This window comes from Pseudomonas sp. GW821-FHT04C07, assembly GCF_059420325.1.
Genome location: NZ_JBWKTM010000003.1, coordinates 455,373 through 480,729, shown reverse-complemented (window position 1 = coordinate 480,729; position 25,357 = coordinate 455,373). Strand labels below are relative to the sequence as shown.

General features: G+C 58.9%; 21 protein-coding genes and 1 pseudogene. 5 read left to right on the top strand and 17 right to left on the bottom strand.

Going from position 1 to position 25,357, the window contains the following annotated elements; genetic code table 11:
* Positions 1-18: 18 nt before the first annotated feature.
* Both fadD1 and fadD2 read right to left on the bottom strand, forming a co-directional pair.
* A complete protein-coding gene (gene fadD1, locus AC07UI_RS08975; RefSeq protein WP_494992125.1) occupies positions 19-1,710 on the bottom strand; it encodes a long-chain-fatty-acid--CoA ligase FadD1 in 1,692 nt (563 codons plus the stop codon).
* A gap of 411 nt (positions 1,711-2,121) precedes the next feature.
* On the bottom strand, positions 2,122-3,810 hold the full coding sequence (fadD2, locus tag AC07UI_RS08970) for a long-chain-fatty-acid--CoA ligase FadD2 (protein ID WP_494992124.1): 1,689 nt from the start codon (positions 3,808-3,810) through the stop codon (positions 2,122-2,124).
* A gap of 212 nt (positions 3,811-4,022) precedes the next feature.
* Between fadD2 and AC07UI_RS08965 the strand changes: the two genes are divergently transcribed.
* Both AC07UI_RS08965 and AC07UI_RS08960 read left to right on the top strand, forming a co-directional pair.
* Positions 4,023-4,967, top strand: coding sequence for an alpha/beta hydrolase (locus AC07UI_RS08965; RefSeq protein WP_494992123.1), 945 nt, complete (start codon positions 4,023-4,025; stop codon positions 4,965-4,967).
* Positions 4,968-5,023: 56 nt separating this feature from the next.
* Positions 5,024-5,494 carry a MaoC family dehydratase gene (locus AC07UI_RS08960; protein WP_020295762.1) on the top strand — a complete coding sequence of 157 codons (471 nt, stop codon included), beginning with the start codon at positions 5,024-5,026 and terminating at the stop codon, positions 5,492-5,494.
* 52 nt (positions 5,495-5,546) lie between these two features.
* Here the strand turns inward: AC07UI_RS08960 and AC07UI_RS08955 are convergent.
* Positions 5,547-5,711 (bottom strand): annotated as a pseudogene (locus AC07UI_RS08955) (HlyD family secretion protein); the annotation flags it as partial.
* Positions 5,712-5,789: 78 nt separating this feature from the next.
* On the opposite strand from AC07UI_RS08955, the gene AC07UI_RS08950 reads away from it, so the two are divergent.
* Together AC07UI_RS08950 and AC07UI_RS08945 are read left to right on the top strand one after the other, a co-directional pair.
* The gene (locus tag AC07UI_RS08950) at positions 5,790-6,035 is read left to right on the top strand and encodes a DUF3820 family protein (RefSeq protein ID WP_489075735.1); all 246 of its coding nucleotides are present in this window, start codon (positions 5,790-5,792) and stop codon (positions 6,033-6,035) included.
* A gap of 163 nt (positions 6,036-6,198) precedes the next feature.
* Positions 6,199-7,383, top strand: a complete 1,185-nt coding sequence (locus AC07UI_RS08945) for an aminotransferase class V-fold PLP-dependent enzyme (RefSeq protein ID WP_494992122.1) — start codon at positions 6,199-6,201, stop codon at positions 7,381-7,383.
* A gap of 207 nt (positions 7,384-7,590) precedes the next feature.
* On the opposite strand, the gene AC07UI_RS08940 is transcribed toward AC07UI_RS08945, so the two are convergent.
* The 3 genes from AC07UI_RS08940 to zwf are packed head-to-tail and all read right to left on the bottom strand — an operon-like array spanning position 7,591 to position 10,443.
* The gene (locus AC07UI_RS08940) at positions 7,591-8,256 is read right to left on the bottom strand and encodes a bifunctional 4-hydroxy-2-oxoglutarate aldolase/2-dehydro-3-deoxy-phosphogluconate aldolase (protein ID WP_494992121.1); all 666 of its coding nucleotides are present in this window, start codon (positions 8,254-8,256) and stop codon (positions 7,591-7,593) included.
* A 17-nt stretch (positions 8,257-8,273) separates the two neighbouring features.
* Positions 8,274-8,987, bottom strand: a complete 714-nt coding sequence (gene pgl, locus AC07UI_RS08935) for a 6-phosphogluconolactonase (RefSeq protein WP_494992120.1) — start codon at positions 8,985-8,987, stop codon at positions 8,274-8,276.
* Positions 8,974-10,443 (bottom strand): glucose-6-phosphate dehydrogenase, encoded by a 1,470-nt coding sequence (zwf, locus tag AC07UI_RS08930; protein ID WP_494992119.1) that lies wholly within the window; start codon positions 10,441-10,443, stop codon positions 8,974-8,976. The genes pgl and zwf overlap by 14 nt, the downstream gene beginning before the upstream one ends.
* 206 nt (positions 10,444-10,649) lie before the next feature.
* On the opposite strand from zwf, the gene AC07UI_RS08925 reads away from it, so the two are divergent.
* Entirely contained in the window at positions 10,650-11,510 is an 861-nt protein-coding gene (locus AC07UI_RS08925) for a MurR/RpiR family transcriptional regulator (protein ID WP_494992155.1), read from the top strand.
* Between the two features lie 50 nt (positions 11,511-11,560).
* Here AC07UI_RS08925 and AC07UI_RS08920 read toward each other — a convergent pair whose 3' ends face one another.
* From AC07UI_RS08920 to edd, 11 genes are all read right to left on the bottom strand, one after another.
* The gene (locus tag AC07UI_RS08920; protein ID WP_494992118.1) at positions 11,561-12,415 is read right to left on the bottom strand and encodes a D-hexose-6-phosphate mutarotase; all 855 of its coding nucleotides are present in this window, start codon (positions 12,413-12,415) and stop codon (positions 11,561-11,563) included.
* A 217-nt stretch (positions 12,416-12,632) separates the two neighbouring features.
* The gene (locus AC07UI_RS08915) at positions 12,633-13,982 is read right to left on the bottom strand and encodes a carbohydrate porin (protein WP_494992117.1); all 1,350 of its coding nucleotides are present in this window, start codon (positions 13,980-13,982) and stop codon (positions 12,633-12,635) included.
* Between the two features lie 91 nt (positions 13,983-14,073).
* Positions 14,074-15,234 carry an ABC transporter ATP-binding protein gene (locus tag AC07UI_RS08910; RefSeq protein WP_494992116.1) on the bottom strand — a complete coding sequence of 387 codons (1,161 nt, stop codon included), beginning with the start codon at positions 15,232-15,234 and terminating at the stop codon, positions 14,074-14,076.
* 3 nt (positions 15,235-15,237) lie between these two features.
* Positions 15,238-16,083: a carbohydrate ABC transporter permease gene (locus AC07UI_RS08905; RefSeq protein WP_494992115.1), complete on the bottom strand. Its 846-nt coding sequence runs from the start codon at positions 16,081-16,083 to the stop codon at positions 15,238-15,240.
* The gene (locus AC07UI_RS08900; protein ID WP_123426692.1) at positions 16,076-16,984 is read right to left on the bottom strand and encodes a carbohydrate ABC transporter permease; all 909 of its coding nucleotides are present in this window, start codon (positions 16,982-16,984) and stop codon (positions 16,076-16,078) included. The genes AC07UI_RS08905 and AC07UI_RS08900 overlap by 8 nt, the downstream gene beginning before the upstream one ends.
* Positions 16,985-17,139: 155 nt before the next feature.
* Positions 17,140-18,432: an ABC transporter substrate-binding protein gene (locus tag AC07UI_RS08895; RefSeq protein ID WP_494992114.1), complete on the bottom strand. Its 1,293-nt coding sequence runs from the start codon at positions 18,430-18,432 to the stop codon at positions 17,140-17,142.
* A gap of 116 nt (positions 18,433-18,548) precedes the next feature.
* A complete protein-coding gene (locus AC07UI_RS08890; RefSeq protein ID WP_494992113.1) occupies positions 18,549-19,808 on the bottom strand; it encodes a D-mannose isomerase in 1,260 nt (419 codons plus the stop codon).
* A 258-nt stretch (positions 19,809-20,066) separates the two neighbouring features.
* Entirely contained in the window at positions 20,067-21,536 is a 1,470-nt protein-coding gene (locus AC07UI_RS08885) for an ATP-binding protein (protein ID WP_494992112.1), read from the bottom strand.
* Positions 21,526-22,257: a response regulator gene (locus tag AC07UI_RS08880; RefSeq protein WP_494992111.1), complete on the bottom strand. Its 732-nt coding sequence runs from the start codon at positions 22,255-22,257 to the stop codon at positions 21,526-21,528. The genes AC07UI_RS08885 and AC07UI_RS08880 overlap by 11 nt, the downstream gene beginning before the upstream one ends.
* Positions 22,258-22,427: 170 nt before the next feature.
* Positions 22,428-23,384, bottom strand: coding sequence for a glucokinase (locus AC07UI_RS08875; protein ID WP_494992110.1), 957 nt, complete (start codon positions 23,382-23,384; stop codon positions 22,428-22,430).
* Positions 23,381-25,207: a phosphogluconate dehydratase gene (gene edd / locus AC07UI_RS08870; protein ID WP_494992109.1), complete on the bottom strand. Its 1,827-nt coding sequence runs from the start codon at positions 25,205-25,207 to the stop codon at positions 23,381-23,383. Before edd ends, AC07UI_RS08875 begins: the two co-directional genes overlap by 4 nt.
* Positions 25,208-25,357: the final 150 nt, after the last annotated feature.

The following is a 25,357-nucleotide window of genomic DNA, read 5'->3' as shown; positions in this document are numbered from 1 at the left end:
TTGTGTTTTACAGCCTGTTTACGCCTTCGCGCCCAGCTTCTTCAGTTCTTCGCTGCGCAGTTCACGGCGCAGGATCTTGCCCACATTAGTGGTTGGCAGCGCATCGCGGAACTCAACGGCTTTCGGCACTTTATAGCCGGTGACGTTGGCGCGCATGTGTTGCATCACCTGCTCCTTGGTCAAGGTCACGCCCGGTTTGGCGACGATGAAAATCTTGATCGCTTCGCCCGATTTCTCGTCCGGCACGCCAATGGCTGCGCACTGCAACACGCCCGGCAAAGTCGCCAGCACGTCTTCGAGTTCGTTCGGATAGACGTTGAAACCAGAGACCAGAATCATGTCCTTTTTGCGATCGACGATGCGCATATAACCGTCTGGCTGGATGATCGCGATATCGCCGGTCTTCAACCAGCCTTCGCTGTCGAGGATTTCGTCAGTGGCTTCCTGACGCTGCCAGTAACCCTTCATGACTTGTGGACCCTTGACGCACAGTTCGCCCACTTCGCCCAGCGGCTGTTCGACACCCGCATCATCAATGACTTTGCAGACCGTGGACGGTACCGGAATGCCGATGGTGCCGATCTGGATGTTCTGGATCGGATTGACCGTGGCCACCGGGCTGGTTTCGGTCATGCCGTAACCTTCGCAAATGGAGCAACCGGTCACGGCTTTCCAGCGCTCGGCAGCGGCCAGTTGCAGGGCCATGCCGCCAGACAGAGTGACTTTCATCGCAGAGAAGTCCAGCTGGCGGAATGCCTCGTTGTTGCACAGCGCCACAAACAGCGTGTTCAAGCCGACAAAGCCGCTGAACTTCCACTTCGACAGCTCCTTGACCATCGCCGACAGGTCGCGCGGGTTGCTGATCAGGATGTTGTGGTTGCCGATCAGCATCATCGCCATGCAATGAAAAGTGAAGGCATAGATGTGGTACAGCGGCAGCGGTGTGATCAGAATCTCGCAACCTTCATTCAGGTTGGACCCCATCAGCGCCTTGCACTGCAGCATGTTCGCCACCAGGTTGCGATGGGTTAGCATCGCGCCCTTGGCCACGCCAGTGGTGCCGCCGGTGTATTGCAGTACTGCGACATCGCCGCTGGCCGGGTTGGCATCAGAGACTGGCTGGCCGCGACCTTTGCTCAACACGTCGTTGAATTTGATGGCCTTGGGCAAGTGGTACGCCGGGACCATCTTCTTCACATACTTGATGACGCTATTGATCAGCAGGCGCTTGAGTGGTGGCAGCAGGTCGGCCACTTCGGTAACGATCACATGCTTGACTGAGGTCTTGGGCACCACGGCTTGCGCCAGGTGCGCCATGTTGGCCAGGCAGACCAGCGCCTTGGCACCGGAGTCGTTGAATTGGTGTTCCATTTCCCGCGCGGTGTACAGCGGGTTGGTGTTGACCACGATCAAACCGGCGCGGATGGCACCAAACACGGCGATCGGGTATTGCAGCAGGTTTGGCAACTGTACGGCGATTCGATCGCCTGGCTGCAAGTCGGTATGCTGTTGCAGGTAAGCGGCAAAAGCGCCCGACAATTCGTACAGTTCACCGTAGGTGAGCGTCTTGCCAAGGTTGCTAAAGGCCGGCTTGTTGGCGAAGCGTTGGCAAGATTGCTTCAACACCGCCTGAATATTCGGATACTCGTCTGGGTTGATCTCGACAGCAATCCCAGTTGGGTACTTATCCTTCCAAAAGTTTTCGATCATGGAAGCCCACTCCTCAGCAACGCGAATTCATCACCGCATTTAGTGCGATTATTATTGGTGTATGTATTGGTGAATCTGGCTTTTTACTTAGGCCGAGAAGTCACAAAGCGGGCCGAGAGTAGCAGCTTTGCCAATGGCCGACTAGAGCCAAAGAAGGCCTTACCAGTCACAAATATGACTTAAGAAAACTCAATAGTCACTTTTAGAGCAAAAATTCTATAAGCTCGTCAATCGCTCTAGAACGGTAGTTTCAGCTGTATTTATCAACCAAAAAAAAGATCACAACCTATCGGTAGCTCCTACGCCGACCGTGTTCACCCATGAAATTGAGATGAGCACTGATCTCGCAGGAACTGCCGCAGGCTGCGATCATTTCAGGATCGATCGATCCCGCACTCTACTTACAAAATATTACGCGATATCGCGCAACTCCCGTCGCAGGATCTTGCCCACCGGTGTCATCGGCAGCGAATCGCGCAGCACGATGTGCTTCGGCACTTTGTAGCCGGTGAAATTTTCCTTGCAGTAAGCCTTCAGCTCTTCAAGGCTGACACCCGACTCGCGAGCGACCACAAACAACTTCACCGCCTCGCCCGAACGATCGTCCGGTACACCGATCACCGCACAGTTGGCGACTTTCGGATGGGCCATGACCACGTCTTCGATTTCATTCGGGTACACGTTGAAACCCGACACGATGATCATGTCTTTCTTGCGATCGACGATCCGCACAAAACCGTCCGGATCGATCACCGCAATGTCACCGGACTTGAACCAGCCTTCGGTATCCAGAATTTGCGCCGTGGCTTCCACTTGCCGCCAGTAGCCCTTCATGATTTGCGGGCCTTTGATGCAGAGCTCACCGCGCTCGCCCAGTGGCTGCTCGACGCCGTCATCGTCAATGACCTTCAGCGTTGTACCCGGCACCGGAAGACCGACCGTGCCCAGCCGCGATTTGTCGCCGTAAGGGTTGGTACACGCAACCGGCGAGGTTTCGGTCAGCCCGTAACCTTCGGTAATGCGGCAACCGGTCATTGCCTGCCAACGCTCGGCAGTGGCCTTGACCAACGCGGTACCACCGGAATTGGTGAGCTTGAGGCTGGAAAAATCCAGGGTCTTGAAATCCGGGTGATCCATGAGCGCAACGAACAAGGTGTTGAGTCCCAGCAGCGCCGAGAAGCGCCAGTTTTTCAGCTCTTTGATAAAGCCGGCAATGTCCCGCGGATTGGTGATCAGAACGTTGTGGTTACCGGTCACCATCATGCACATGCAGTTCGCGGTGAAGGCATAGATGTGGTACAGCGGCAATGGCGCGATCATCACCTCCTGGCCTTCCCTGAGCAGCGGCTGGCCATCGGCACCGAGCTGGGACAGGCAAGCCCGCGCCTGTTGCATGTTGGCAACCAGGTTGCCATGAGTGAGCATCGCGCCCTTGGCCAGCCCCGTAGTGCCGCCGGTGTATTGCAGCACCGCGACATCGTTGAGGCTGACGGTTAACGGCTTGATGCCATGACCACGTCCCAGCCGCAGCGCGCTCTTGAACGAAATGGCCTGGGGCAGGCTGTACGCCGGCACCATCTTCTTCACTTTGTCGACCACGGTGTTGATCAACCACCCCTTGGCACTGGGCATCAGATCACCCATCTTCGCCTCGATCAGGTATTGGATCTCGGTATCGGCCAGCACTTCCTGGACTTTCTGGCCGAACATATTCAGGTAAACCAGTGCCCGGGCACCGGAATCCTTGAACTGATGACGCATCTCACGCGGGGTATACAGAGGATTGGTATTGACCACGATCAACCCGGCACGCAACGCTCCGAACACGGCAATCGGGTAATGCAGGACATTGGGCATCTGCATCGCAATCCGATCGCCAGCGACCAGATCAGTGTGCGCTTGCAGATAACCGGCGAATGCTGCGCTGTAGCGTTCCAGCTCAGCGTAGGTCAGGGTCACACCCATATTACTGAATGCTGGACGATCAGCGAACTTCTTGCAGGAACGCTCGAAAACCTCGATCACCGACTTGTAGGCACCCAGATCGATATCCAGGGGAACGCCGGCCGGGCGTTTGTCATTCCAGAATTCAGGTTGCATTGTTCTTGTCCTCTTTACCTGAGCGTGTCCGGGCCGCATCTCTGCTTCTTTGAAAGGCGGGGCTCTTCGGACGTTAGCAGCTATAGCGATTCAGGCAAATACACGCCGGCGTGTCATTGATAGCGTGAATCTTGTTGCTGAGGCACACCCTGATCAGGCGGCAATTGTCTGATGAGCTATACAATGCAACGACCCCGTGCAAAGGAATCGCCATGATCCACGATACTTTCTGGCTGACCGCGAGTGACCACTGCCGCCTTTACGTCAACCAGTGGCTGCCTGAGACTGCGCTCAAAGCGGTGATCTTGTTGGCCCATGGAATGGCCGAACATAGCGGCCGCTATGCCCGCCTGGCCGAAGCGTTGAGCAAACAAGGTTATGGGTTGTACGCCCTGGATCAACGCGGTCACGGCAAAACCGCCGAGCACGGCGTGCCGGGGCATTACGCAGACAAGGACGGCTGGCGCAAAGTGGTCGGCGACCTGGCCTGCCTTAACCAGCACATTGGCCAGAAGCATCCCGGAACGCCTATTGTGCTGCTCGGGCACAGCATGGGCAGCTACATCGCCCAAGCCTACCTGCTGCATCATAGCGCCAGCCTGCACGGGGCGATTCTGAGCGGTTCAAACTTTCAGCCCGTTGCGCTCTACCGCGTCGCCCGCCTGATCGCTCGTTTCGAACGCATGCGCCAGGGTGCCACCGGTCGCAGTGCGCTGATCGAATGGCTGTCATTTGGATCGTTTAATAAAGCCTTCAAACCCAATCGCACACCTTTTGACTGGCTCAGCCGCGATTGCGACGAAGTCGACAAATACGTCAACGACCCGCTCTGCGGCTTCCGCTGTACGAACCAGCTATGGATCGACATGCTGGGCGGGTTGCAGCAAATCAGCAAAGCGTCCAATCTCGCCCAGATTGATCCGGGCCTGCCGCTGCTGGTGATCGGCGGCGAATGTGATCCGGTGAGCAACGGCACACGTCTCAAAGACTTGGTCGATGCGCTGCGCGGGGCCGGAAGCCAGTACCTGCAACTGATTATCTACCCACAGGCTCGGCACGAACTGTTCAACGAAAGCAACCGCGACGAAGTAACGAGGGATGTACTCGCGTGGCTGGAGCAGGTATTGAAGAATCGTCGGCCACCACGAACTGAATAATTTTTGTTTAATATCAATAAGTTGATTTAATTACTTCGTCACAGGACTTGAGATAGATGACCCAGGTTACCAACACCCCATACGAAGCCCTCGAAGTCGGCCAGACCGCCAGCTACAGCAAAACCGTTGAAGAGCGTGATATTCAGCTCTTCGCCGCGATGTCCGGCGACCACAACCCGGTGCACCTGGACGCCGAGTTCGCCGCCGCGACCATGTTCAAGGAACGCATCGCTCACGGTATGTTCAGCGGCGCCCTGATCAGCGCTGCCGTTGCGTGCGAGCTGCCTGGGCCGGGCACTATCTATATCGGTCAGCAAATGAGCTTCCAGAAGCCGGTGAAGATCGGCGACACCCTGACCGTACGCCTGGAAATTCTCGAGAAACTACCGAAATTTCGTGTACGCATCGCCACCCGGGTGTTTAACCAACGCGATGAGTTAGTGGTAGATGGCGAGGCTGAAATCCTGGCGCCGCGTAAACAACAGACCGTGACACTGCCGACATTGCCGGCGATCAGCATCGGCTGACCCGATCGTTCCCACACTCCCGGACACTGGTGACGCGCGAGCGTGGGAACGATCAATACGACCCACCCGCGCCCTTCTCCACCTGCACGCTAGCGGTCATCCCCGCGCTCAGGTTGATGCCTTCAGGCAGCTTATCGCGCTCGATCCCTAGCGCAATCCGCTGCGCCAGGAGCCCTCAGTTGAAGGTCGGCTCCACTTCCGCCAGCCGTTGCCCGTCCATCTGTATGATCTGCCAATTGGCCCGCATGCAGAATGCCTGTATTTTCCAGGATGTTTGAATCAAGACGGCCGCATCATGAATCCCGAAAAGCTTGAACTGCTGGTCACCCGCGAAATGCCCTTTGGTAAATACAAGGGCCGCATCATTGCCGACCTGCCCGGCCAATACCTGAACTGGTTCGCCCGCGAAGGTTTTCCTCACGGAGAACTGGGCGGCTTGTTGGCCTTGATGCAGGAAATTGATCACAACGGCTTGTCCGACCTGCTCGACCCGCTGCGCGCCAAGCACGGCAAACCCAAACCTGGTGGCCTGTACGGCTAGTTCGTTAGCTCAAGTTCGGATGCCAGAAGTTCATAGCCAAGGCGCTGGGACGAGTCATAGCCCGCTATGGCGAGGAACAGCAACGCTGGATATGGGCTTCTGGCGCCGAAGTTGACTAACAGAACTAGCCACACAGGCCACTAACCACTGACCGAGTCGCCCCATGCCCGAGAATACCCGCCACGCCCGCGACGAAGCTTTTTGGCGGACATTCGCCGACCGCTTTGACATCGAACCGGGGCCAATCAACCTGGAAAACGGTTACTTCGGGCGCATGAGCCGTACCGTGGTTGATGAATACCAGCGCAATATCGCTTTTATCAACCGCAGCAACTCGGTGCATGTGCGCCAGCATTTCGAACAAGTCGAAAGCGTGCAGATCCGCCGCCAACTGGCCGACCTGCTGGGGGTCGGTCCCGAAGCGGTCGCCCTCACCCGCTGCGCCTCCGACGCCCTGCAATCGTTGGTCCGCAACTACAACACCTTGCAGCCCGGCGACCAGGTGCTGTTCAGCGACCTGGAGTACGACACGGTCAAAGGTGCCATGCGTTGGCTGGCGCGCAATCGCGGGGTGGAGGTGATCGAGATCGAGCATCGCCACCCCGCCAGCTTCGACAGCTTGCTGGCGAGCTACCGCGACGCCTTCATGCGTTACCCGCGTTTGAAGCTGATGGCATTGACTCACGTGACCCATCGCACCGGGCTGGTCATGCCGGTGCAGGCAATTGCCGCGGCAGCCCGGGAACATGGCGTCGATGTGATTCTCGACAGCGCCCACGCCCTCGGTCAGATTGAGTTCAACCTCGTTGAGCTGGGTATCTGCTTTGCCGGTTTCAATCTGCAGAAATGGATCGGCGCACCGCTGACTCTGGGCTTTGTCTATATCGCCCCGCAGCGTCTGGCCGACATTGATCCGGACATGGGCGAAAGTCATTTCCCGATCACCGACATTCGCTCACGCACGGCCTACAGCACGCCGAACATCCCGGCGTTGCTGACCTTGCCGCTGGTGCTTGAAGAACATCGGATCATCGGCGGTGCAGCCACCAAAGGCGCGCGACTCAATTATTTGCGTGATCTGTGGGTGAGAGAGGTTCGCGAGTTACCGGGAATCGAAGTAATGACTCCGGACGACCCGCGACTGTATTGCGGCATAACCTCGATGCGCTTCACCCGGCACGCCAATCAGCAGGTGATGGTCGAGCGGCTGCTCAACGAATACAACCTGTTTACCGTGACACGCAGCGGCTCGGCGGTTGGCCCATGCATTCGGATTACGCCGGGGTTTATCACTTCGGCAGCAGATATGCGGTTACTGGCGCGGGCATTGATTGAGTTGAGCAGTTAGGTCTTTGTTGCCAGCACCATTGCCTTCGCGGGCAAGCCTCGCTCCTACAAATTACGCATACCTGTAGGAGCGAGGCTTGCCCGCGATGGCGCCCTGAGCGGCGATACAAAACCTGACGAAGATGGCTTTTGTTCAGGCAAAAAAAAACGGCGCACTGACCAAGTGCACCGTAAAGCCGTAGAACAACAACGATTTCAGTAAAACCAATCAGTCCAGCAGGGCCAGAGCCTCTGCAGTGCATTCCTGGATCCGGGCCCAGTCACCGTTTTTGATCCACTCGGGATCCAGCATCCAGCTACCGCCGACGCACATCACATTTTTCAGCGCCATGTAGCTCTTGATATTGGCCGGGCTGACGCCGCCAGTCGGGCAGAAGCGCACTTCGCCGAACGGACCGCCAAGGGCTTTGATCGCTGCGACGCCGCCGCTGACTTCCGCCGGGAACAGCTTGAAGCGACGATAGCCCAGTGCATAGCCTTCCATGATCCCGGAAGCGTTGCTGATGCCGGGCAACAGCGGAATCGGGCTGTCGACGCTGGCTTGGAGCAAGTCGCGGGTGATGCCCGGGGTGACGATGAATTGCGAACCGGCCGCTTCAGCAGCGGCAAGCATGTTGCGATCCAGCACAGTGCCGGCACCGGTGACCAACTCTGGACGCTGCTCGCGCAGCAGCTGAATCGCCTTGAGGCCGAACTGCGAACGCAAGGTCACTTCCAGGGCAGTCAAACCGCCGGCCGCCAGCGCATCGGCCAGTGGCAGAATGTCTTGTTCACGAGCGATGGTGATCACTGGCAGAATCCGCGCCTTGGCACAGAGGCTGTCGATCAGGGCAACTTTGTCCGCCATGGAAACGGTCGGGAGTGTGTTTGTCATAGCGGCTGATCCTTGGCTCATGGGCACCAGTAAATCTCTAACGTAGGTTGCAAAAATGCGCGAATCGGCATAACGGCGATATCGTCACCAGCCAGCGCGGCACTCAGGGTGGTCAATTTGGATTGACCGGAAATAGACAGAACAGTGACCTTCGCCGAAGCCAGCAGCGCACGGCTCATGCTCAGACGCTGATGCGGCACGGTCGGCGCCAGCATCGGCCAGCAGCGGCGCGAACCATCAAGCTTCAGTGCCTGGCCAAGGTTCGGGCTGTTGGGGAACAGCGAAGCGGTATGCCCATCATCGCCCATGCCCAGCACCAGCACGTCGATCGTCGGCAACTCGGCCAACAAGCGGTCTGCCAGCTGCGCAGCTTCTTCCAGGTTTGCCGAAGCGCTGTACAGGCTCAGGAACCGCGCTTTCGCAGCCGGGCCTTGCAACAGATAACGCTTGAGCAGGCCGGCATTGCTGTCAACGTGCTCCACCGGTACCCAGCGTTCATCGGCCAGGGAGACCACGACCTTTGACCAATCCAGATCCTGCTTGGCCAGGCACTGGAAAAATGCCACCGGACTGCGTCCGCCCGACACCACCAGAGTCGCTGCGCCACGGGCGCTGATGGCCTCGCGCAACTGCTCGGCTACATTGAGTGCCAGGCCTTCAGCCAGCAGCATCGGAGTAAGGAACTCATGGGCGCTGACGCCCTGAGGCAGTTTGAATTCAGATATCGCCATACCACGACCTCCCATCCCGCGTAATCAGTGCAATTGAGCTCATCGGCCCCCAGGACCCGGCCGCATAAGGCTTGGGCGCATCACCGGATTTTTTCCAGCCGGCGATCAACTGGTCACACCACTTCCACGCAGCTTCGATTTCATCTTTACGGACAAACAGGTTCTGATTGCCGCGCATCACTTCCAGTAACAACCGCTCGTAGGCATCGGGAATCCGCGCGCTGCGATAGGTGTCGGAAAAGTTCAACTGCAATGGACCGCTGCGCAGTTGCATGCCTTTGTCCAGCCCTTGTTCCTTGGTCATCACGCGCAAGGAAATACCTTCGTCCGGTTGCAGGCGGATGATCAGTTTGTTGCTGATCTGCAGGCGCTGCTCGGGGGCGAAGATGTAGTGCGACGGTTCCTTGAAGTGGATGACGATCTGCGACAGCTTCTGCGGCATGCGCTTGCCGGTACGCAGGTAAAACGGTACCCCGGCCCAACGCCAGTTGCGAATATCGGCGCGCAGGGCAACGAAGGTTTCAGTGTCGCTCTGGGTGTTGGAGTTTTCCTCCTCCAGATAACCCGGTACCGATTTGCCTTCGCTGTGGCCGGCGATGTACTGGCCACGCACCACTTGAGTGGTCAGGCCTTCCGGACTGATCGGCGCCAGTGCCTTGAGTACTTTTACTTTCTCGTCACGAATACTGTCGGCAGACAAGTCGGCCGGAGGATCCATGGCGATCAGGCAGAGCAGTTGCAGCAGGTGATTCTGGATCATGTCGCGCAATTGGCCGGCCTTGTCGAAGTACCCCCAACGGCCTTCGATACCGACCTTCTCGGCCACGGTGATTTCCACGTGGGAGATGTAATTCTGGTTCCACTGGGTTTCGAACAAGCTGTTGGCAAAGCGCAGTGCGATGAGGTTCTGCACCGTCTCTTTGCCCAGGTAGTGGTCGATCCGATAGGTACGGTTTTCCGGGAAGAACTGCGCTACCGCATCGTTGACCTTGCGCGACGACTCGAGGTCCGAACCGATGGGTTTTTCCAACACCACGCGGGTGTTCTGAGTCAGCCCGACCTTCGACAGGTTCTCGCAAATCGCACCGTAGACCGCCGCCGGGGTGGCGAAGTAAGCAATCACACGCTGCGCGGTTGCGGCCCGTTCGGCCAGGGCGACGTAATCATCAGCCTTGAGGAAGTCGACATGCAGGTAACTCAGACGTGCCAGGAAGCGATCGACCACGGCTTCGTCGAGTTCCTTGGCATCCACATACCGGCGCAGTTCGGCCTCGATGAATGCCAGATGCTGCTGCTCGCTGCCAGGCTCACGCGCCAGCGCGATAATCCGCGTGTCGTCGTGCAGCAGGCCAGCACCATCGAGCTGATACAAAGCAGGAAACAACTTGCGAAGCGCCAGATCGCCGAGGGCGCCGAACAAGGCAAAGGTGCACGGTTCAACCGTAATCGAGGGCATGATGTTTGTTCTTTTATCAAGTTAAGCTACAAATACCTTTTTTTAAGGCATCACTCAAGAGAAAATGTAGTAATAAACACAACATTTACTCAAAATATAGATTCCGAGTGGTGGTAGGTCGAGGCCATCAGTAGGATAGGCCACCGCCGAGGGCCGCTTCAAAGGCCCAATTTGCATAGCCGACCCAAGGAACATATATGGACCGCGTGCGAAATCTTCTGGAACAGATCCAGAAACGCCTCGAAGAATTGAACAAGGCTGAACGCAAAGTCGCCGAAATCATCCTGCTCAATCCGCAGCAGGCGACCCGCTTCAGTATCGCCGCCCTCGCCCAGGCCGCTTCGGTCAGCGAGCCGACGGTCAATCGTTTCTGCCGCTCGTTCGGCGTCAGCGGCTATCCGGAACTTAAACTGCAGCTGGCCCAGAGCCTGGCCAGCGGCGCGGCCTATGTCAGCCGTGCAGTGGAGGCTGACGACAATCCTGAAGCCTACACCCAGAAAATCTTCGGCAGCGCCATCGCATCCCTGGACAGCGCCTGCCAGGCGCTGGACCCGAACCTGATCAGCCGCGCGGTAGATCTGTTGATTCAGGCACGGCAGATCCACTTCTTCGGCCTCGGTGCTTCGGCTCCGGTGGCACTGGACGCCCAGCATAAATTCTTCCGCTTCAACCTGGCCGTCACAGCCCATGCGGATGTGCTGATGCAGCGGATGATAGCCTCGGTCGCTCACACCGGTGAGTTGTTCGTGATCATTTCCTACACCGGCCGCACTCGCGAACTGGTGGAAGTGGCGCGCATCGCCCGGGAGAACGGCGCTTCGGTACTCGGCCTGACCGCCGCCGACTCGCCCCTGGCCAAGGCCAGTACCCTGAGCCTGAACATCCCGCTGCCCGAAGACACTGACATCTATATGCCGATGACTTCACGGATCATCCAGCTCACCGTGCTCGACGTACTTGCCACCGGCATGACCCTGCGCCGTGGCGTGGACTTCCAGCCGCACCTGCGCAAGATCAAGGAAAGCCTCAACGCCAGCCGGTATCCGATTGGGGATGAGTTCAACTGACACACTGATCGTTCCCAGAGACATTCCCACGCGGAGCATGGGAACGATCACTAAGCCCCGACTCTCGCCTGCAAGCTCAAATGCGCCCTCTCCCCCGGTGCCAGGCTGAGGCTGTCGGTCCCGCCGCTGGCCGCTTCAACGCAGACGAACCCAGAGACCTCACTCCAGCTCACGCCCAACAATGGCCGCGTCCCGGGATGCCAGACCACGGTGTCGGCGCTGTCACCGGTATCGATACACAATTCGCGCTGCCAGGCATGGTCCTTTAGCTGCAATTCACCCTCATGCTGGAACACCCGCTGGCAGCCGCCGTCCACCCGCAGTTCGCCTTCCTGTTGGCAAACCTTGCGATTCAACTGGTCATAACCCTGCGCGCCGTCGAGCCCAGACAGCGCTACCTCGCCAACGTCACCAATACGCCAGTAAGCGTGCAAAGCATGACTCAACTGGCACGGCAGACTGTCCTGATGCTCGGTGCTCAGGCGCAAGTCCATGCTTTCCCCCAAATGCGCATGGAGGTCCACTTGCCAGTCGCACAGTTGCAATTGCCAGTGCAGGCATACGCCATCATCGTCACTGCTGCTGTCGAGCAGCTTCCAGTCGATCAACCGTGCCCAGCCATGGGAGGGCCAGGCGTTTTCGCTTGGATGTCGGCCATACCAGGGCCAACACACCGGCACACCACCGCGAATCGCCCCGACCTGCGGCCACTTCGCCGCACACCAGAGCCAGGGCTTTTGCCCCCGTGGCTGGAAGTGCAGCAGTTGCGCCCCCTGGCGACTGAACACCGCCTGGCACAGCGGATGATCGATCACCAGCACATCACGCAACTGATAGCGCTCCCACGCAAACGTCGGGCGTGCGCGGAGTGATTTGAAAAAGCGTTGTAGCGGGTGCTCATGCATGTGCCGCGGTCCTGAAAATCATTTGCCTACCTGTTGATCGTTCCCACGTCGAGGCGTCGAACCGTCTGCGTGGGAATGCCGCTCTGGACGCAGAGCGTCACGGGATGCGTTCCCACGCGCGCGCGTGGGAACGATCATATGTGTGCCCCAAAAAAAAGCGGATAGCCAAGGCCATCCGCAAAATGCGCACATAGAGAGGGAGCTTATCGCAGCTGCGTTAGAACACCGACTGAATTTTCAGGCCGGCGACGATTGCGTTGTCGACTTGATCGACACCACCTGGGTGCATCACGTATTGCAGGTTCGGGCGCACGGTCAGCCAGTTGGTCACATGGAAGCCGTAGTTCAGCTCGGCGTTGTACTCGGTTTCCTGGATCGGCAGGAAGCTCGGGTTGTCAAAGTCGCTGATGCCGTTCAGGTCGTTGGTCAGACGACGTTGTTTTTGCGCATCGTCGTTGACGTGGATGCGGGCGATGCCGATACCGACGTCATCCTTCGGACGGGCATCGAACGGACCTTTGTAGACCAGCATGATCGACTGGTAGTTGTCGACGACGTTGGTGTCCTTGTCGTGGAAGGTGGCATTGGCGGCGATATTCAGGCCGCGCGAGGCATCGCCGTTGTGATCGGTAAGTTGCTGCTGGGCGACGAACCAGTAGCCATGCTTGCTGCTGTGGGATTTGAAGGCGCCACCGGACACCGGTTGCGGCTGACCATCGGCACCTTCAAAGACGTCGTCGGCCTTGGCGGTGCTGTAGTAGTAACCGACGCGGTATTCGCCTGGCAGGTTGTTGACCTTAGGCGACCAGACCAACTCCACCGGCAGGATGGTGCCTTTGGTGCCGCTGCCGCTGAGTTTGAAACTGTTGCCGGTTTCCAGCTGGGACGGGTTCTGGTTGTAGGCGCCAATCTGCGCAAAGAGTTCAGGCGTGATGTTGTACTTCACACGGATCGCCGCCTGACTGACGGGCCAGTTGAACCAGATGTTACCGACCCAGTTACCCACCTGGGAACCGCAGAACGCCAGGTTCTGGAAGTCGCAGGGGAAGGTGTTGAAGTCTTCGCCTTCACCGAAATAGCCGGCCTTCACGTCCAGCTTGCCGTCGAAGTATTTCTGCTTGAGCCACAGCTGGGTCAGACGCCAGGTCTGCCCACGCCCCCAGACTTCCTGAGATGAACTGAAGGTGCCGGCACGCGGATCACTGATCCGGTCGTTAGAGATGTTGCGACCGCTACGCTCGGTGATCGCCACTTTGAATTCAGTGTCTTTCCAGCCGAGAATCTTCTCCAGGTCCAGATGCGCGCCAAGCCCGAACTGGTCGCTGTAGCGTGCTGTCCTGTCGTTGTTGAAACCACCTTTGAGGTTAGCGCCGACCTCACCGACGTAGTCCAGCGTGAAGTCGTAGCCCTTCTCTATCAGCGCCGTCCGTTCCCCACCCCAGTCACCGGTCATCCACTTCGAGTTTTCGCTGAACGCATCTGCAGCCTGTACGCTACCGACCAGACTCATCGCCGCCACGGCTGACAACTGGCAGATAAGCTGGCTATTGGCGTTTCTTTTTTTCATCCCTACATCCTCGTCTTTATTGTTATTAACTGTTTTTATCTAACGCGGTTTACATCGATTGCGACGCGTGACAGACCACCCCGCCACGAACTCAGTGGCCCTTGAACTGCGCCACGTTGGTGCTACGAGCCTCAACTTGCGGCTGACCGGCAACCCCCAGACGTTCACCGGTTTTGGCGTCGAACAGCAGCACTTTGGATGGATCAAATTGCAGCGTCAGGGTTTCTCCCGCTTGCGGCGCGACGTCCGGCGCCAAACGGCAGCAAACCTTGGTTTCATTGAGATTGACGAACACCAGGGTGTCCGGACCGGTGGGTTCGGTGACCTGGACTTCAGCACGAATAATCGGCAAGCCGTTCGGCTCGTGCGCTGCCAGAACGATCTGTTCCGGACGCATACCGAGGATCACTTCACGTTCTTCAAGACCCGCATCCTGCATATCCAGCGGCAGCTCGCAACGCGCCTGGCCGCTGTCGAGCAGCGCCACCAGACGGCCTTCCTTGCGCTGCAAACGCAGCGGGATGAAGTTCATCGGCGGCGAGCCAATGAAGCTGGCGACGAACAGGTTGGCCGGATCGTTGTAGATCTGCTTCGGCGTACCGAATTGCTGAATGATCCCGTCCTTCATCACCGCCACTTTGTCGCCCAGGGTCATGGCTTCGATCTGATCGTGGGTGACATAGACCGTGGTGGTTTTCAGGCGCTGGTGCATCAGTTTCATTTCGGTGCGCATCTCGACCCGCAGCTTGGCGTCGAGGTTGGACAGCGGTTCGTCGAACAGATAAATCTTCGGCCGCCGAGCCAGTGCGCGGCCCATGGCCACACGCTGTTGCTGACCACCGGAGAGCTGGCCGGGTTTGCGGCTGAGCAGGTGTTCGATTTGCAGCAGCTTGGCGACGCGGGCCACTTCCTCTTCGATCTCGGCCGCCGGCATTTTGCGGATCTTCAATCCGAAGGCGATGTTGTCGCGCACGCTCATGGTCGGGTACAGCGCGTAGGACTGGAACACCATGGCGATGTCACGATCCTTGGGGCTCATGCCGCTGATGTCAGCGTCGTCCACCAGAATCGCCCCGCCGCTGATGTTTTCAAGTCCCGCGATGCAGTTCATCAAGGTCGACTTGCCGCAACCGGACGGGCCGACGAGGATCAGGAACTCACCGTCATCGATCTTCAGTTCGATGTTTTTCAGGGTGTCCGGCAAACCGCTGCCGTAAGTCTTATTAACATTGCGTAATTCGAGAGTTGCCATGTTCTACCCCTTGACCGCGCCAGACGTCAGCCCACGCAGGAAATACTTGCCAGCGAATATGTAAACCAGCAGTGTCGGCAGCCCGGCGATCATCGCCGCCGCCATATCAACGTTGTATTCCTTGACCCCGGTGCTGGTGTTGACCAGGTTGTTCAGGGCCACGGTGATTGGCTGGGCATCGCCACTGGCGAAGACCACACCGAACAGGAAGTCATTCCAGATCTGGGTGAATTGCCAGATCAGGCAGACCATCACGATCGGAATCGACATTGGCAGCAGGATCTTCCCGAAGATGGTGAAGAACCCCGCACCATCGAGCCGCGCCGCTTTCACCAGCGCATCCGGAATGCTCACGTAGTAGTTACGGAAGAACAACGTGGTGAACGCCAGCCCGTAGACGATGTGCACCAGCACCAGGCCCGTGGTGGTATTGGCCAGGCCGAGTTTGCCGACGGTGAACGATGCCGGTAGCAGCACGGTCTGGAACGGCAGGAAGCAACCGAACAACAGCAGGCCGAAGAACAGCTGTGAACCACGGAAGCGCCACATCGACAGCACATAACCATTCATCGCGCCGATGAAGGTCGAGATCAGCACCGCCGGGACCGTGATTTTCACCGAGTTCCAGAAGTAGCCGCCCACGACGTCCCAGGCCTTGATCCAGCCAATGCCGTCGATCACTTGCGGCCAGCTCAGCAGGTTGCCGGTGCGGATGTCTTCCGGGGATTTGAAGCTGGTCAGCAGCATCACCACCAGCGGAATCAGGTACACCGCTGCGGCCAACAATAAGGTCGCGTAGATCGCTATGCGGCTAAAGCTGATGGCAGGTTTGCCAGGCTGATTACTCATGACGTTTGCCTCGCAGTTCGGAGTACAGGTACGGCACCAGAATCGCCAGGATCGCGCCGAGCATCATCATCGCGCTCGCCGAACCGATGCCCATCTGGCCACGGCTGAAGGTGAAGGAATACATGAACATTGCCGGCAGGTCGGAGGAGTAACCCGGACCGCCCGCCGTCATCGCCGCCACCAGGTCGAAGCTCTTGATCGCGATGTGCGCGAGGATCATGAAGGCGCTGAAAAACACCGGACGCAGGCTCGGCAGGACGATCTTCAAATAGATGGTCGGCAAGCTCGCACCATCGACTTGAGCGGCACGGATGATCGATTGATCGACACCGCGCAGGCCGGCCAGGAACATCGCCATGACAAAGCCCGAGGCTTGCCACACAGCGGCGATCACCAGGCAGTAGACCACGCGATCCTGATCCACCAGCCAGTCCAGGCGAAAGCCTTCCCAGCCCCAGTCACGCAGCATCTTGTCCAGCCCCAGGCCTGGGTTGAGCAGCCATTTCCAGGCGGTACCGGTGACGATCATCGACAGCGCCATCGGGTACAGGTAGATGGTGCGTATGAAGCCTTCCTTGCGAATGCGCTGATCCAGCAGCACCGCCAGAAACACGCCGAGCACCAGGCTGATGCCGATGAACATACCGCCGAAGACCGCGAGGTTCTTGCTCGCGACCCACCAGCGGTCGTTTTCCATCAACCGGATGTACTGCTGCAGGCCTACCCACTTGTAGCTCGGCATGAAGCTGGAATTGGTAAAGGACAGAACGAATGTCCATATGATGTAACCGTAAAAGCCAACCAGGACGATCAACATGCTCGGCGCCAAAACCAGTTTGGGGAGCCAGCGCTGCAGTGCGTCAAACGGTGAGGCTTTGCTGAAAACCGCCACAGAGCTCATCGGGATAATCCAGGTGAAGAGAAGTGAATGCGCACAGTGACCCCTTGTGGGAGCGAGCTTGCTTGCGATGACGCAATAACAGTCAACATCTCTGTTGAATGTCAGTCAGCTATCGCGAGCAAGCTCGCTCCCACAGGGTCACGCGGCGTCAGGGACTACTGGGCGGCTTTGATGGCCGATGCCAATTGGGCGCTGGCCTTGGCCGGGTCAGCGCTCTTGTCGTTCATGAAGTTGGTCACCACATCGAAGATCGCGCCCTGTACCGCCAGGGACGTGGCCATGTTGTGCGCCATGCTCGGTTGCAGGCCGCCGGTCTTCTCGTCAGCCAGGAAATCCTTGGCCGACGCCTGGGCGCAGGAGTCGAAACCCAACGTGCTCATGTCATTGAGCATGTCGGTGCGAACCGGGATCGAACCTTTGTTGATGCTGAAGACCTTCTGGAAGTCTTTACCCAGCGCGACCTTGGCCAGGTCCTGCTGAGCAGCGATATCGCCGGTGCGATCAGCCTTGAGCTTGAACACCGCGAGGGAGTCGATGTTGTAGGTGAAGGCTTTTTCAGTGCCCGGGAACGGCACGCACTGATAGTCCTTGCCGGCTACCTTTTGGGCGGCGGTCCATTCGCTTTTGGCCCAGTCACCCATCATCTGCATGCCAGCCTTGCCATTGATAACGTCGGCGGCGGCGATGTTCCAGTCACGACCCGCGCGGTTGGGGTCCATGTAACCGGTGACTTTTTTCAGCTCAGTGAAGGACTTGACCATTTCAGGGCCGGAAAGGGTTTTCTGGTCCAGATCGACCAGGGCTTTCTTGTAACCATCAGCGCCCATGACCGAGAGCACCACGTCTTCAAACACGGTGCTGTCCTGCCAAGGCTGACCGCCGTGGGCCAGGGCAATGAAGCCTGCGGCTTTCAGTTTGTCGCCAGCGGCATAGAACTCTTCGAGGGTGGTCGGGGCTTTTTCGATACCGGCTTTCTTGAAGACGGCCGGGTTGATCCACAGCCAGTTGACCCGGTGGATGTTCACCGGCACAGCGACGTAATCGCCTTCGTACTTGACGGTATTGGCGACCTTGACCGACAGCAGGCTGTCCCAGTTTTCCGCTTTGGAAACGCCTTTCAGGGCGTCGGTGCTGAGCAGGCCAGTGCTGCCCCACTCCTGGATATCCGGGCCTTTGATTTGCGCGACACCCGGCGGGTTACCCGCCACGGCGCGGCTTTTGAGCACGGTCATGGCTGTAGCGCCACCGCCGCCGGCAACTGCACCGTCCTTCCAGGTGAAGCCGTCTTTTTCGACTTGAGCCTTGAGGACATCGACCGCTGCTTTTTCACCGCCAGAAGTCCACCAGTGCACAACTTCCACGGAACCTTTGGATTCGGCAGCAAGGGCGCTGAGGGGAAACAATGAGGCGAGAGAAATGACAGTGGCGAGGCGAGAAATCGCATTCATCTGAAGTACCTTTCTTGTTGTTATGCATGCAAGTCTGGTGCTTGCGCTGCATAGGATTTTAACCAGGGCTTTAGCCTTCGCAGGTAACGAAGGGACGCGTAAATGTCACGACATGGTTACATAGCAACGCTCAGGGTTAACTGCGCCAGGGCAGTTGCCATGCTCGGCGCCAGAGGCAGACGGGGCAGCAGAACGGCTTGCCAGGCGTGATAGAGATCGGGTTTGCCGGCCCAGATATCGGCACTGGGTCGATTCTGCGGGTCCAGTTCGTGATGCCAACTACCATTGTCTCGATCGATCAGCCAGGTTTCGCTGAACTCCCAAAACAGCCGATACCAGGTTTCGTAACGAGGCTCACCCGTGCGCTTGAGCAAAGCGCTGGCGGCGGCACTGGCTTCGGCATGTGTCCAGTGCAATCGATGGCGAACCACCGGGCGATTGTCCCAGTCCAGGGTATAGACGATGCCCGGCGCCCCATCGACTGCCCAACCATAACGGCAGGCGCTGTCGAACAAGCCCTGGGCATCCGTCGCCAACCATTGCGGTGTCAGCAGCCCCGCCCGATGACGAGCTGCTTCGAGGTTCAGCACCAGCCGCGCCCATTCGAAACCGTGGCCGGGGGTAATGCCGTAGGGCCGGAAACCATCGTCGGGTTTGTCCTGGTTGTATTCGCGTAGCGGCTGCCAGTGTCGATCGAAATGCTCGATAACCATGAACTCGTTGGCCGCAGCATGGGTATGAATCACCCGCTCGACGATGCGCAAGGCGCGGTCCAGCCAGCGACTGTCCTGGGTGACATCCGCCAGGGCCAGAAAAGCCTCGGTTGCATGCATATTGCTGTTGGCGCCGCGATAGGTTTCTTCGTCACTCCAGTCACGATTGAAGGATTCGCGCATGGCGCCCTCCTCTTCGCTCCAGAAGTGCTCGTCGATAATCGTGATCGCATCCGCCAGTAAGGCCTGTGCACCCGGCCGCCCGGCGACAACCGCAGAGCTGGCAGCCAGCGCTACAAAAGCATGCAGGTAGGCGGCTTTGCCCGTGTTGCCGTCGCGGTGGGACGGCGCGGCAAACCAGCCGCCGTGCCTGGCGTCCCGAAGCGGTCCGCTCAGGGCGGCGATACCGTGATCGACCAGTTCAGCAAACCCGGATATGCCCTGAATGTGCGCCATGGCAAAGCTGTGGGTCATGCGCGCGGTGTTCATGGTTTCGGCTTGGGCATTGGCCGGGAGGCAGCCCTGATAGTCGAGATTGCCAAAGCCTTCGACAACTTTCGCGGCTTTGGCGAATGACAACAGACGCTGGCCTTCGGCGGCGAGCCAGGCGTGGTGGGCAGGCGAATTCAGCCAACTGCTGAACGTTGGAGGAGTGGTGTCCATTGGGTACCTTTTTTTGTTGTTATGACTGACTGGAGTCTAAACAACGCGTGGTACAGCGCAGGTAACGAAGGACCGGCCGAATGTCACCGCTCAGTGACACAAGAGGATCCGCTTTTCGTAGCAGCTGGCGAAGCCTGCGTTCGGCCGCGCAGCGGTCGCAAAATGGCAAACTACAATACGTCAGGATGATCGGAGATGGCCGGATTACGACTGCTGCGCAGCCGGACGCAGGCTTCGCCAGCTGCTACAAATTACCGGTCAATCCACACTGCGGGGCAAATGCAACGTCACCCGCAACCCACCCTCACGCAGATTCTGCAAGCTCACTTCGCCACCATGGCTATGAGCGATGTTGCGGGCAATGCCCAGCCCCAGGCCGTAACCCTGCTGCTGACCCGACAGACGAAAGTGCGGCTCGAAGACCTGCTCCAGACGCTGTTCAGGCACCCCCGGCCCCTCATCGTCGACATGCAGGATGAACGCGGCGTCATCGTCGTCGATATGCAGATGGGCCTTCTGTCCGTACTTCAACGCGTTGTCGATCAGGTTGCCGATACAGCGCTTGAGCGCTAGCGGTTTGCCAGGATAGGTCGCCAGCGCCCGCCCCTGTTGGGTCACCCGGCCATTGCCGTTGGGACTCAGATAGGGTTCGACCAGGCAATCGAGCACATGGTTGAGGTCCACTGGCTCGATGTTTTCGTGAATATCGGTGTCTTTGACGCATTGCAGCGCGCCTTTGACCAGCAACTCCAACTCATCGAGATCCCGACCGAACTTGGCTTGCAGCTGTTCATCTTCCAGCAGTTCGACCCGCAGCCGCAGACGGGTAATCGGCGTGCGCAAGTCATGGGAAATGGCGCTGAACAACTGGCTGCGCTCGGTCAGGTAGCGACTGATGCGCTCACGCATGGTATTGAAGGCGCGACCGACCTCGACCACTTCGCTGCCACCACCCTCGGCTACCGGCTCGACTTCGGCGCCCAACGACATGTCCCGCGCGGCCCGCGCCAGACGCTTGAGCGGTCGACTTTGCCAGTGCACCAACAGGCCGATGAACAGCAGCAGAAAGCCGCTGGTCAGCAGAATGAACCACACCTGCTGCGAAGGCAGCCCTTGCTCTTCGAGGCTGGTGTAGGGTTCGGGCAACAGCGAGGCGATGTATAGCCATTCGCCCGGGGCCAACTGAATTTGCGTGACCAGCACCGGCGGATTGACCGGTTCCAGGGTCAGCGCGTAATGGGCCCAGGAGCGCGGCAACTCATCGAGTTTCAAACCGCCATTGAATATCCGCAAGTCTTCGGCGCTGACGAATTGCACCGAGATAACCGCATCATTGCCCAAAGACTGGCGCAGCACCTCATCCACCGCCTTGAGCACCGCTAGCTTGCGCGGCGTCGGCGGTAGCACTTCCATACCCAAGGGTTTGTCGTTGAGGGTCACGACGAATCGCGTGCCGCCCATGCTGCGCAACTGGTCGAGCACCAACGGTCGGTAAGCCACCGGCAACGACCGGAAGTAACTGACGCTGGCAGTCATCGAATGCGCCAGGCTGCGGGCGCTGGTGACCAGTCCTTCAAGCTGGGTAGCGCGCAATTGCGAAACCCAGATCACACTCGACAGCGTCTGCGCGAACAGCACCGCCAGTAACGTCAGCAACAACATTCGCCCAAGCAACGAACGTGGCACCGGCACGCGGCGAGCGATTCTGGCGAAGAACTCAGTGACCATTGCTGGCAACCACATTGGCAGCCAATTGATAACCGCTGCCGCGCACCGTGCGAATCAGGCGCGGTGGTTTGTCGGTGTCGCGCAAACGCTGGCGCAAGCGACTGACCGCCATGTCGACGATACGGTCCAGCGGCATCAGATCACGGCCGCGGGTGGCGTTGCCGATGGTGTCGCGATCGAGGATTTCCTGCGGGTGATCCAGGAACAGTTTCAGCAAAGCGAAATCGGCACCGGACAAAATCACTTCCTCGCCGTCGGTATGAAACAAGCGGTGGCTGACCATATCCAGTCGCCAGTCATCGAAGGACAAGACTTCACCACCGGAGCGCTCCTGACCGAACTGGGCCCGGCGCAACAAGGCCTTGATCCGCGCCTGCAATTCACGGGGGCTGAAGGGTTTGCCCAGATAGTCGTCGGCGCCCAACTCCAGCCCGATCACCCGGTCGGCTTCGTCGGAACTGGCGGTAAGCATGATGATGGGCACCTGGGACTGACGCGGGTGCTGGCGAATCCAGCGACACAGGCTGAAGCCGTCTTCGTCCGGCAGCATCACATCGAGGATCACCAGGTCACTCGGTGCGTCGTTCAAGGCCTGGCGAAACCCGGCGCCGTCCGGCGTGGTCCGCACCTGAAAGCCGGCGCGGCTGAGGTAGGCGTCCAGCAACTCGCGTATCTCTTGATCGTCATCGACCAACAAAATCGACTTACTGACTGAGCTCACGTGGGTCGTCCTTGTTGTTATGGATGGAGCGGATTATGCCTTATGGATCACAGATCTGGATCGTTCCCACGCTCTGCGTGGGGATGCATCCCGTGACGCTCTGCGTCACATCTCGAAGCGGATGCGGAGCGTCCATGGCGGCATTCCCACGCGGAGCGTGGGAACGATCATCAGGAAACCGCCTGCTCCAGTGCCACGCCGGCACCCGTCAGGCCGGAATATGGCGCTGTCACCAGCCACACCGGAATGCCCTTGAAATAATCGCTCATGCAGCCCTTGTCGGCGAAGCAACGAGCAAATCCACTCTCCAGGAAGAAGTCGGCAAACCGCGGTATCACGCCACCCACGATATACACCCCGCCACGCCCGCCAGTGGTCAACACGTTGTTGCCGGCGACGCGACCAAGCCAGCAGCAGAATTGCTCCAGTACTTCCAGCGCAATCGGATCCCCCGCAAGCCCCGCAGCGGTGATCGCCTCCGGCGTATCGAGGACCGGCTCATGCCCGTCCACCGCGCAAATCGCCCGATAAACCCGCGGCAAGCCGCTGCCGCTCAGCGCGGTCTCGGCGCTGACATGACCGATCTCACTGTAGATGTGTTGCCACAACTGGGTTTCCCGCAGGCTGCTCAACGGTAAGTCGACATGCCCGCCTTCGCCTGGCAACGCAGCCCAGCGGCCTACGCCAAGGTCTAGCAAGGTACCGACCCCGAGCCCTGTGCCCGGCCCGATCACCACCGCCGGACGCAACGGTTCGGGAGTCCCTTCGCAAACCACCCGATATTCACCCGGTTGCAGGCGGGTCATGCCCAGCGCCATGGCCGAGAAGTCATTGACCAACAGCAGCTGATCGACCTGCAAGGTCTGGCAGAAAGCTTTACGACTCAACCGCCAGTGGTTGTTGGTAAAGCGAAATTCGTCACCACTCACGGGGCCGGCCACCGACAGGCATACCGATCCGATCGAACCGAGGGGCAAGCCCAGCCCGCTCAGATAGACGCCAATGGCCTCTTCGGGGCTGGTGTGGTCCGCCGTCGCCAGCACCTGGATCGACTCCAGTTGCTGGTCTTTCCACAACGCAAAACGTGCATTGGTTCCGCCAATGTCACCGACCAGCGCTAGCTTCACTTCAGGGTCTCCAGTGCAGAGGTAAAGGCGCTGGCGCCCTGCTCTGCCGAGCTGAAGGCCATGCGCATGAAACCGAACAATTCACGACCGCAACCAATGCCGTTATCCAGCAGGCCTTTGGCCGGCTCACGTGCCGCGAATTCATCGGCGTCCACCATAAGCTGCAAGGTACCTTTGACGCCATCGACACGAATGATGTCGCCGTCGAGCACTCGCGCCAGCGCGCCACCGACAAAGGCTTCGGGGCTGACGTGGATCGCCGCCGGGATCTTTCCGGAAGCACCGGACATACGCCCGTCGGTGACCAGCGCAACCTTGAAGCCACGGTCCTGCAGAACACCGAGGAACGGGGTCATTTTGTGCAGTTCCGGCATACCGTTGGAACGCGGCCCCTGGAAGCGCATCACCGCGACAAAATCTTTCTCCAGCAGACCTGCCTTGAAGGCATCGGCCAGGTCCTGCTGATCCTGGAACACCATCGCCGGTGCTTCGACGATCTGGTGCTCTGGCGCAACCGCCGAGACCTTCATCACGCCACGGCCGAGGTTGCCTTCCATCACCCGCAAACCGCCCTCTGGCGAGAACGCGCGAGCCACCGGCCGCAGGATGTTTTCATCGAGGCTTTCGATCGGACCTTCACGCCACACCAGTTCACCGTTCTCCAGGAACGGCTCCTGGGTGTAGCGGCTCAGGCCATGGCCGGCCACAGTGTTGACGTTTTCGTGGAGCAAACCGGCTTCCAGCAGTTCGCGGATCAGGAACGACATTCCGCCCGCGGCCTGGAAGTGGTTGATGTCGGCTTTGCCATTGGGGTAGACGTGGGACAGAGTCGGCACCACCTCGGAGAGGTCGGCCATGTCCTGCCAGGTCAATTGAATGCCCGCCGCCATGGCGATGGCCGGCATGTGCAGCGTGTGGTTGGTCGAGCCGCCAGTGGCGTGCAGTGCCACGATGGAGTTGACCAGCGAACGTTCGTCGACGATCTCGCCCAGCGGCGTGAAGTTACCGCTTTGTTTGGTCAGACGGGTGATCTGGTGCGCGGCTTCGCGGGTCAAGGCATCACGCAGCGGGGTGTTCGGGTTGACGAAGGATGCGCCCGGCAAGTGCAGACCCATGACTTCCATCAGCAACTGGTTGGTGTTGGCGGTGCCGTAGAAAGTGCAGGTGCCAGGGCTGTGGTAGGACTTCATCTCCGATTCCAGCAGCTCTTCGCGGCTGCACTTGCCTTCGGCGTAGCGCTGGCGGACGTCGGCTTTTTCCTTGTTGGAAATCCCCGAGACCATCGGCCCGCCCGGGACAAAAATCGTCGGCAAGTGACCGAAGCGCAGCGCGCCCATCATCAGGCCGGGAACGATCTTGTCGCAGATACCGAGCATTATCGCCGCGTCGAACATGTTGTGGGACAGCGCCACGGCAGTCGACATCGCGATCACTTCGCGGCTGGCAATGCCCAGCTCCATGCCCGGTTCACCCTGGGTCACGCCATCACACATGGCCGGTACGCCACCGGCGAACTGGCCGACCGAGCCGATCTCGCGCAACGCGTGTTTGATCTGTTCCGGGTAGTGCTCGTACGGCTGATGCGCCGAGAGCATGTCGTTATATGACGAAACTATTGCCACGTTGGCGGCGTTCATCATCCGCAGAGTGTTTTTGTCTTCAGTGCCGCAACCCGCCACGCCGTGGGCGAAGTTGGCACATTGCAGTCTGGCGCGTTGCGGGCCATCGCTGGCGGCACCGCGAATCAAGGCCAGGTAAGCCTCGCGAGTAGCGCGACTGCGGGAAATAAGCCGTTCGGTGACCTCAAGAACGCGGGGATGCATATGTAGAACTCCAGGCTAACGGATGTGGCGACCTGATTGTCTATGCTGATTGAAGGTGTCTGCGCTTGGCATTGCAGACGTGCTTTTCAAGCATTCGGACCAGTTGATTCAGGCCACTCGTTGTAGATAAAACAAAATATTGCCACTAAA

Coding starts and splice junctions, on each gene's coding strand:
- AC07UI_RS08885 (WP_494992112.1), bottom strand. CDS start 21,536: ATGGTCACTGAGTTCTTCGCCAGAATCGCTCGCCGCGTGCCGGTGCCA.
- fadD2 (WP_494992124.1), bottom strand. CDS start 3,810: ATGCAACCTGAATTCTGGAATGACAAACGCCCGGCCGGCGTTCCCCTG.
- AC07UI_RS08915 (WP_494992117.1), bottom strand. CDS start 13,982: ATGAAAAAAAGAAACGCCAATAGCCAGCTTATCTGCCAGTTGTCAGCC.
- AC07UI_RS08900 (WP_123426692.1), bottom strand. CDS start 16,984: ATGAGCTCTGTGGCGGTTTTCAGCAAAGCCTCACCGTTTGACGCACTG.
- AC07UI_RS08945 (WP_494992122.1), top strand. CDS start 6,199: ATGCCCGAGAATACCCGCCACGCCCGCGACGAAGCTTTTTGGCGGACA.
- AC07UI_RS08890 (WP_494992113.1), bottom strand. CDS start 19,808: ATGGACACCACTCCTCCAACGTTCAGCAGTTGGCTGAATTCGCCTGCC.
- AC07UI_RS08905 (WP_494992115.1), bottom strand. CDS start 16,083: ATGAGTAATCAGCCTGGCAAACCTGCCATCAGCTTTAGCCGCATAGCG.
- zwf (WP_494992119.1), bottom strand. CDS start 10,443: ATGCCCTCGATTACGGTTGAACCGTGCACCTTTGCCTTGTTCGGCGCC.
- AC07UI_RS08895 (WP_494992114.1), bottom strand. CDS start 18,432: ATGAATGCGATTTCTCGCCTCGCCACTGTCATTTCTCTCGCCTCATTG.
- edd (WP_494992109.1), bottom strand. CDS start 25,207: ATGCATCCCCGCGTTCTTGAGGTCACCGAACGGCTTATTTCCCGCAGT.
- AC07UI_RS08965 (WP_494992123.1), top strand. CDS start 4,023: ATGATCCACGATACTTTCTGGCTGACCGCGAGTGACCACTGCCGCCTT.
- AC07UI_RS08920 (WP_494992118.1), bottom strand. CDS start 12,415: ATGCATGAGCACCCGCTACAACGCTTTTTCAAATCACTCCGCGCACGC.
- AC07UI_RS08950 (WP_489075735.1), top strand. CDS start 5,790: ATGAATCCCGAAAAGCTTGAACTGCTGGTCACCCGCGAAATGCCCTTT.
- AC07UI_RS08910 (WP_494992116.1), bottom strand. CDS start 15,234: ATGGCAACTCTCGAATTACGCAATGTTAATAAGACTTACGGCAGCGGT.
- AC07UI_RS08960 (WP_020295762.1), top strand. CDS start 5,024: ATGACCCAGGTTACCAACACCCCATACGAAGCCCTCGAAGTCGGCCAG.
- fadD1 (WP_494992125.1), bottom strand. CDS start 1,710: ATGATCGAAAACTTTTGGAAGGATAAGTACCCAACTGGGATTGCTGTC.
- pgl (WP_494992120.1), bottom strand. CDS start 8,987: ATGGCGATATCTGAATTCAAACTGCCTCAGGGCGTCAGCGCCCATGAG.
- AC07UI_RS08940 (WP_494992121.1), bottom strand. CDS start 8,256: ATGACAAACACACTCCCGACCGTTTCCATGGCGGACAAAGTTGCCCTG.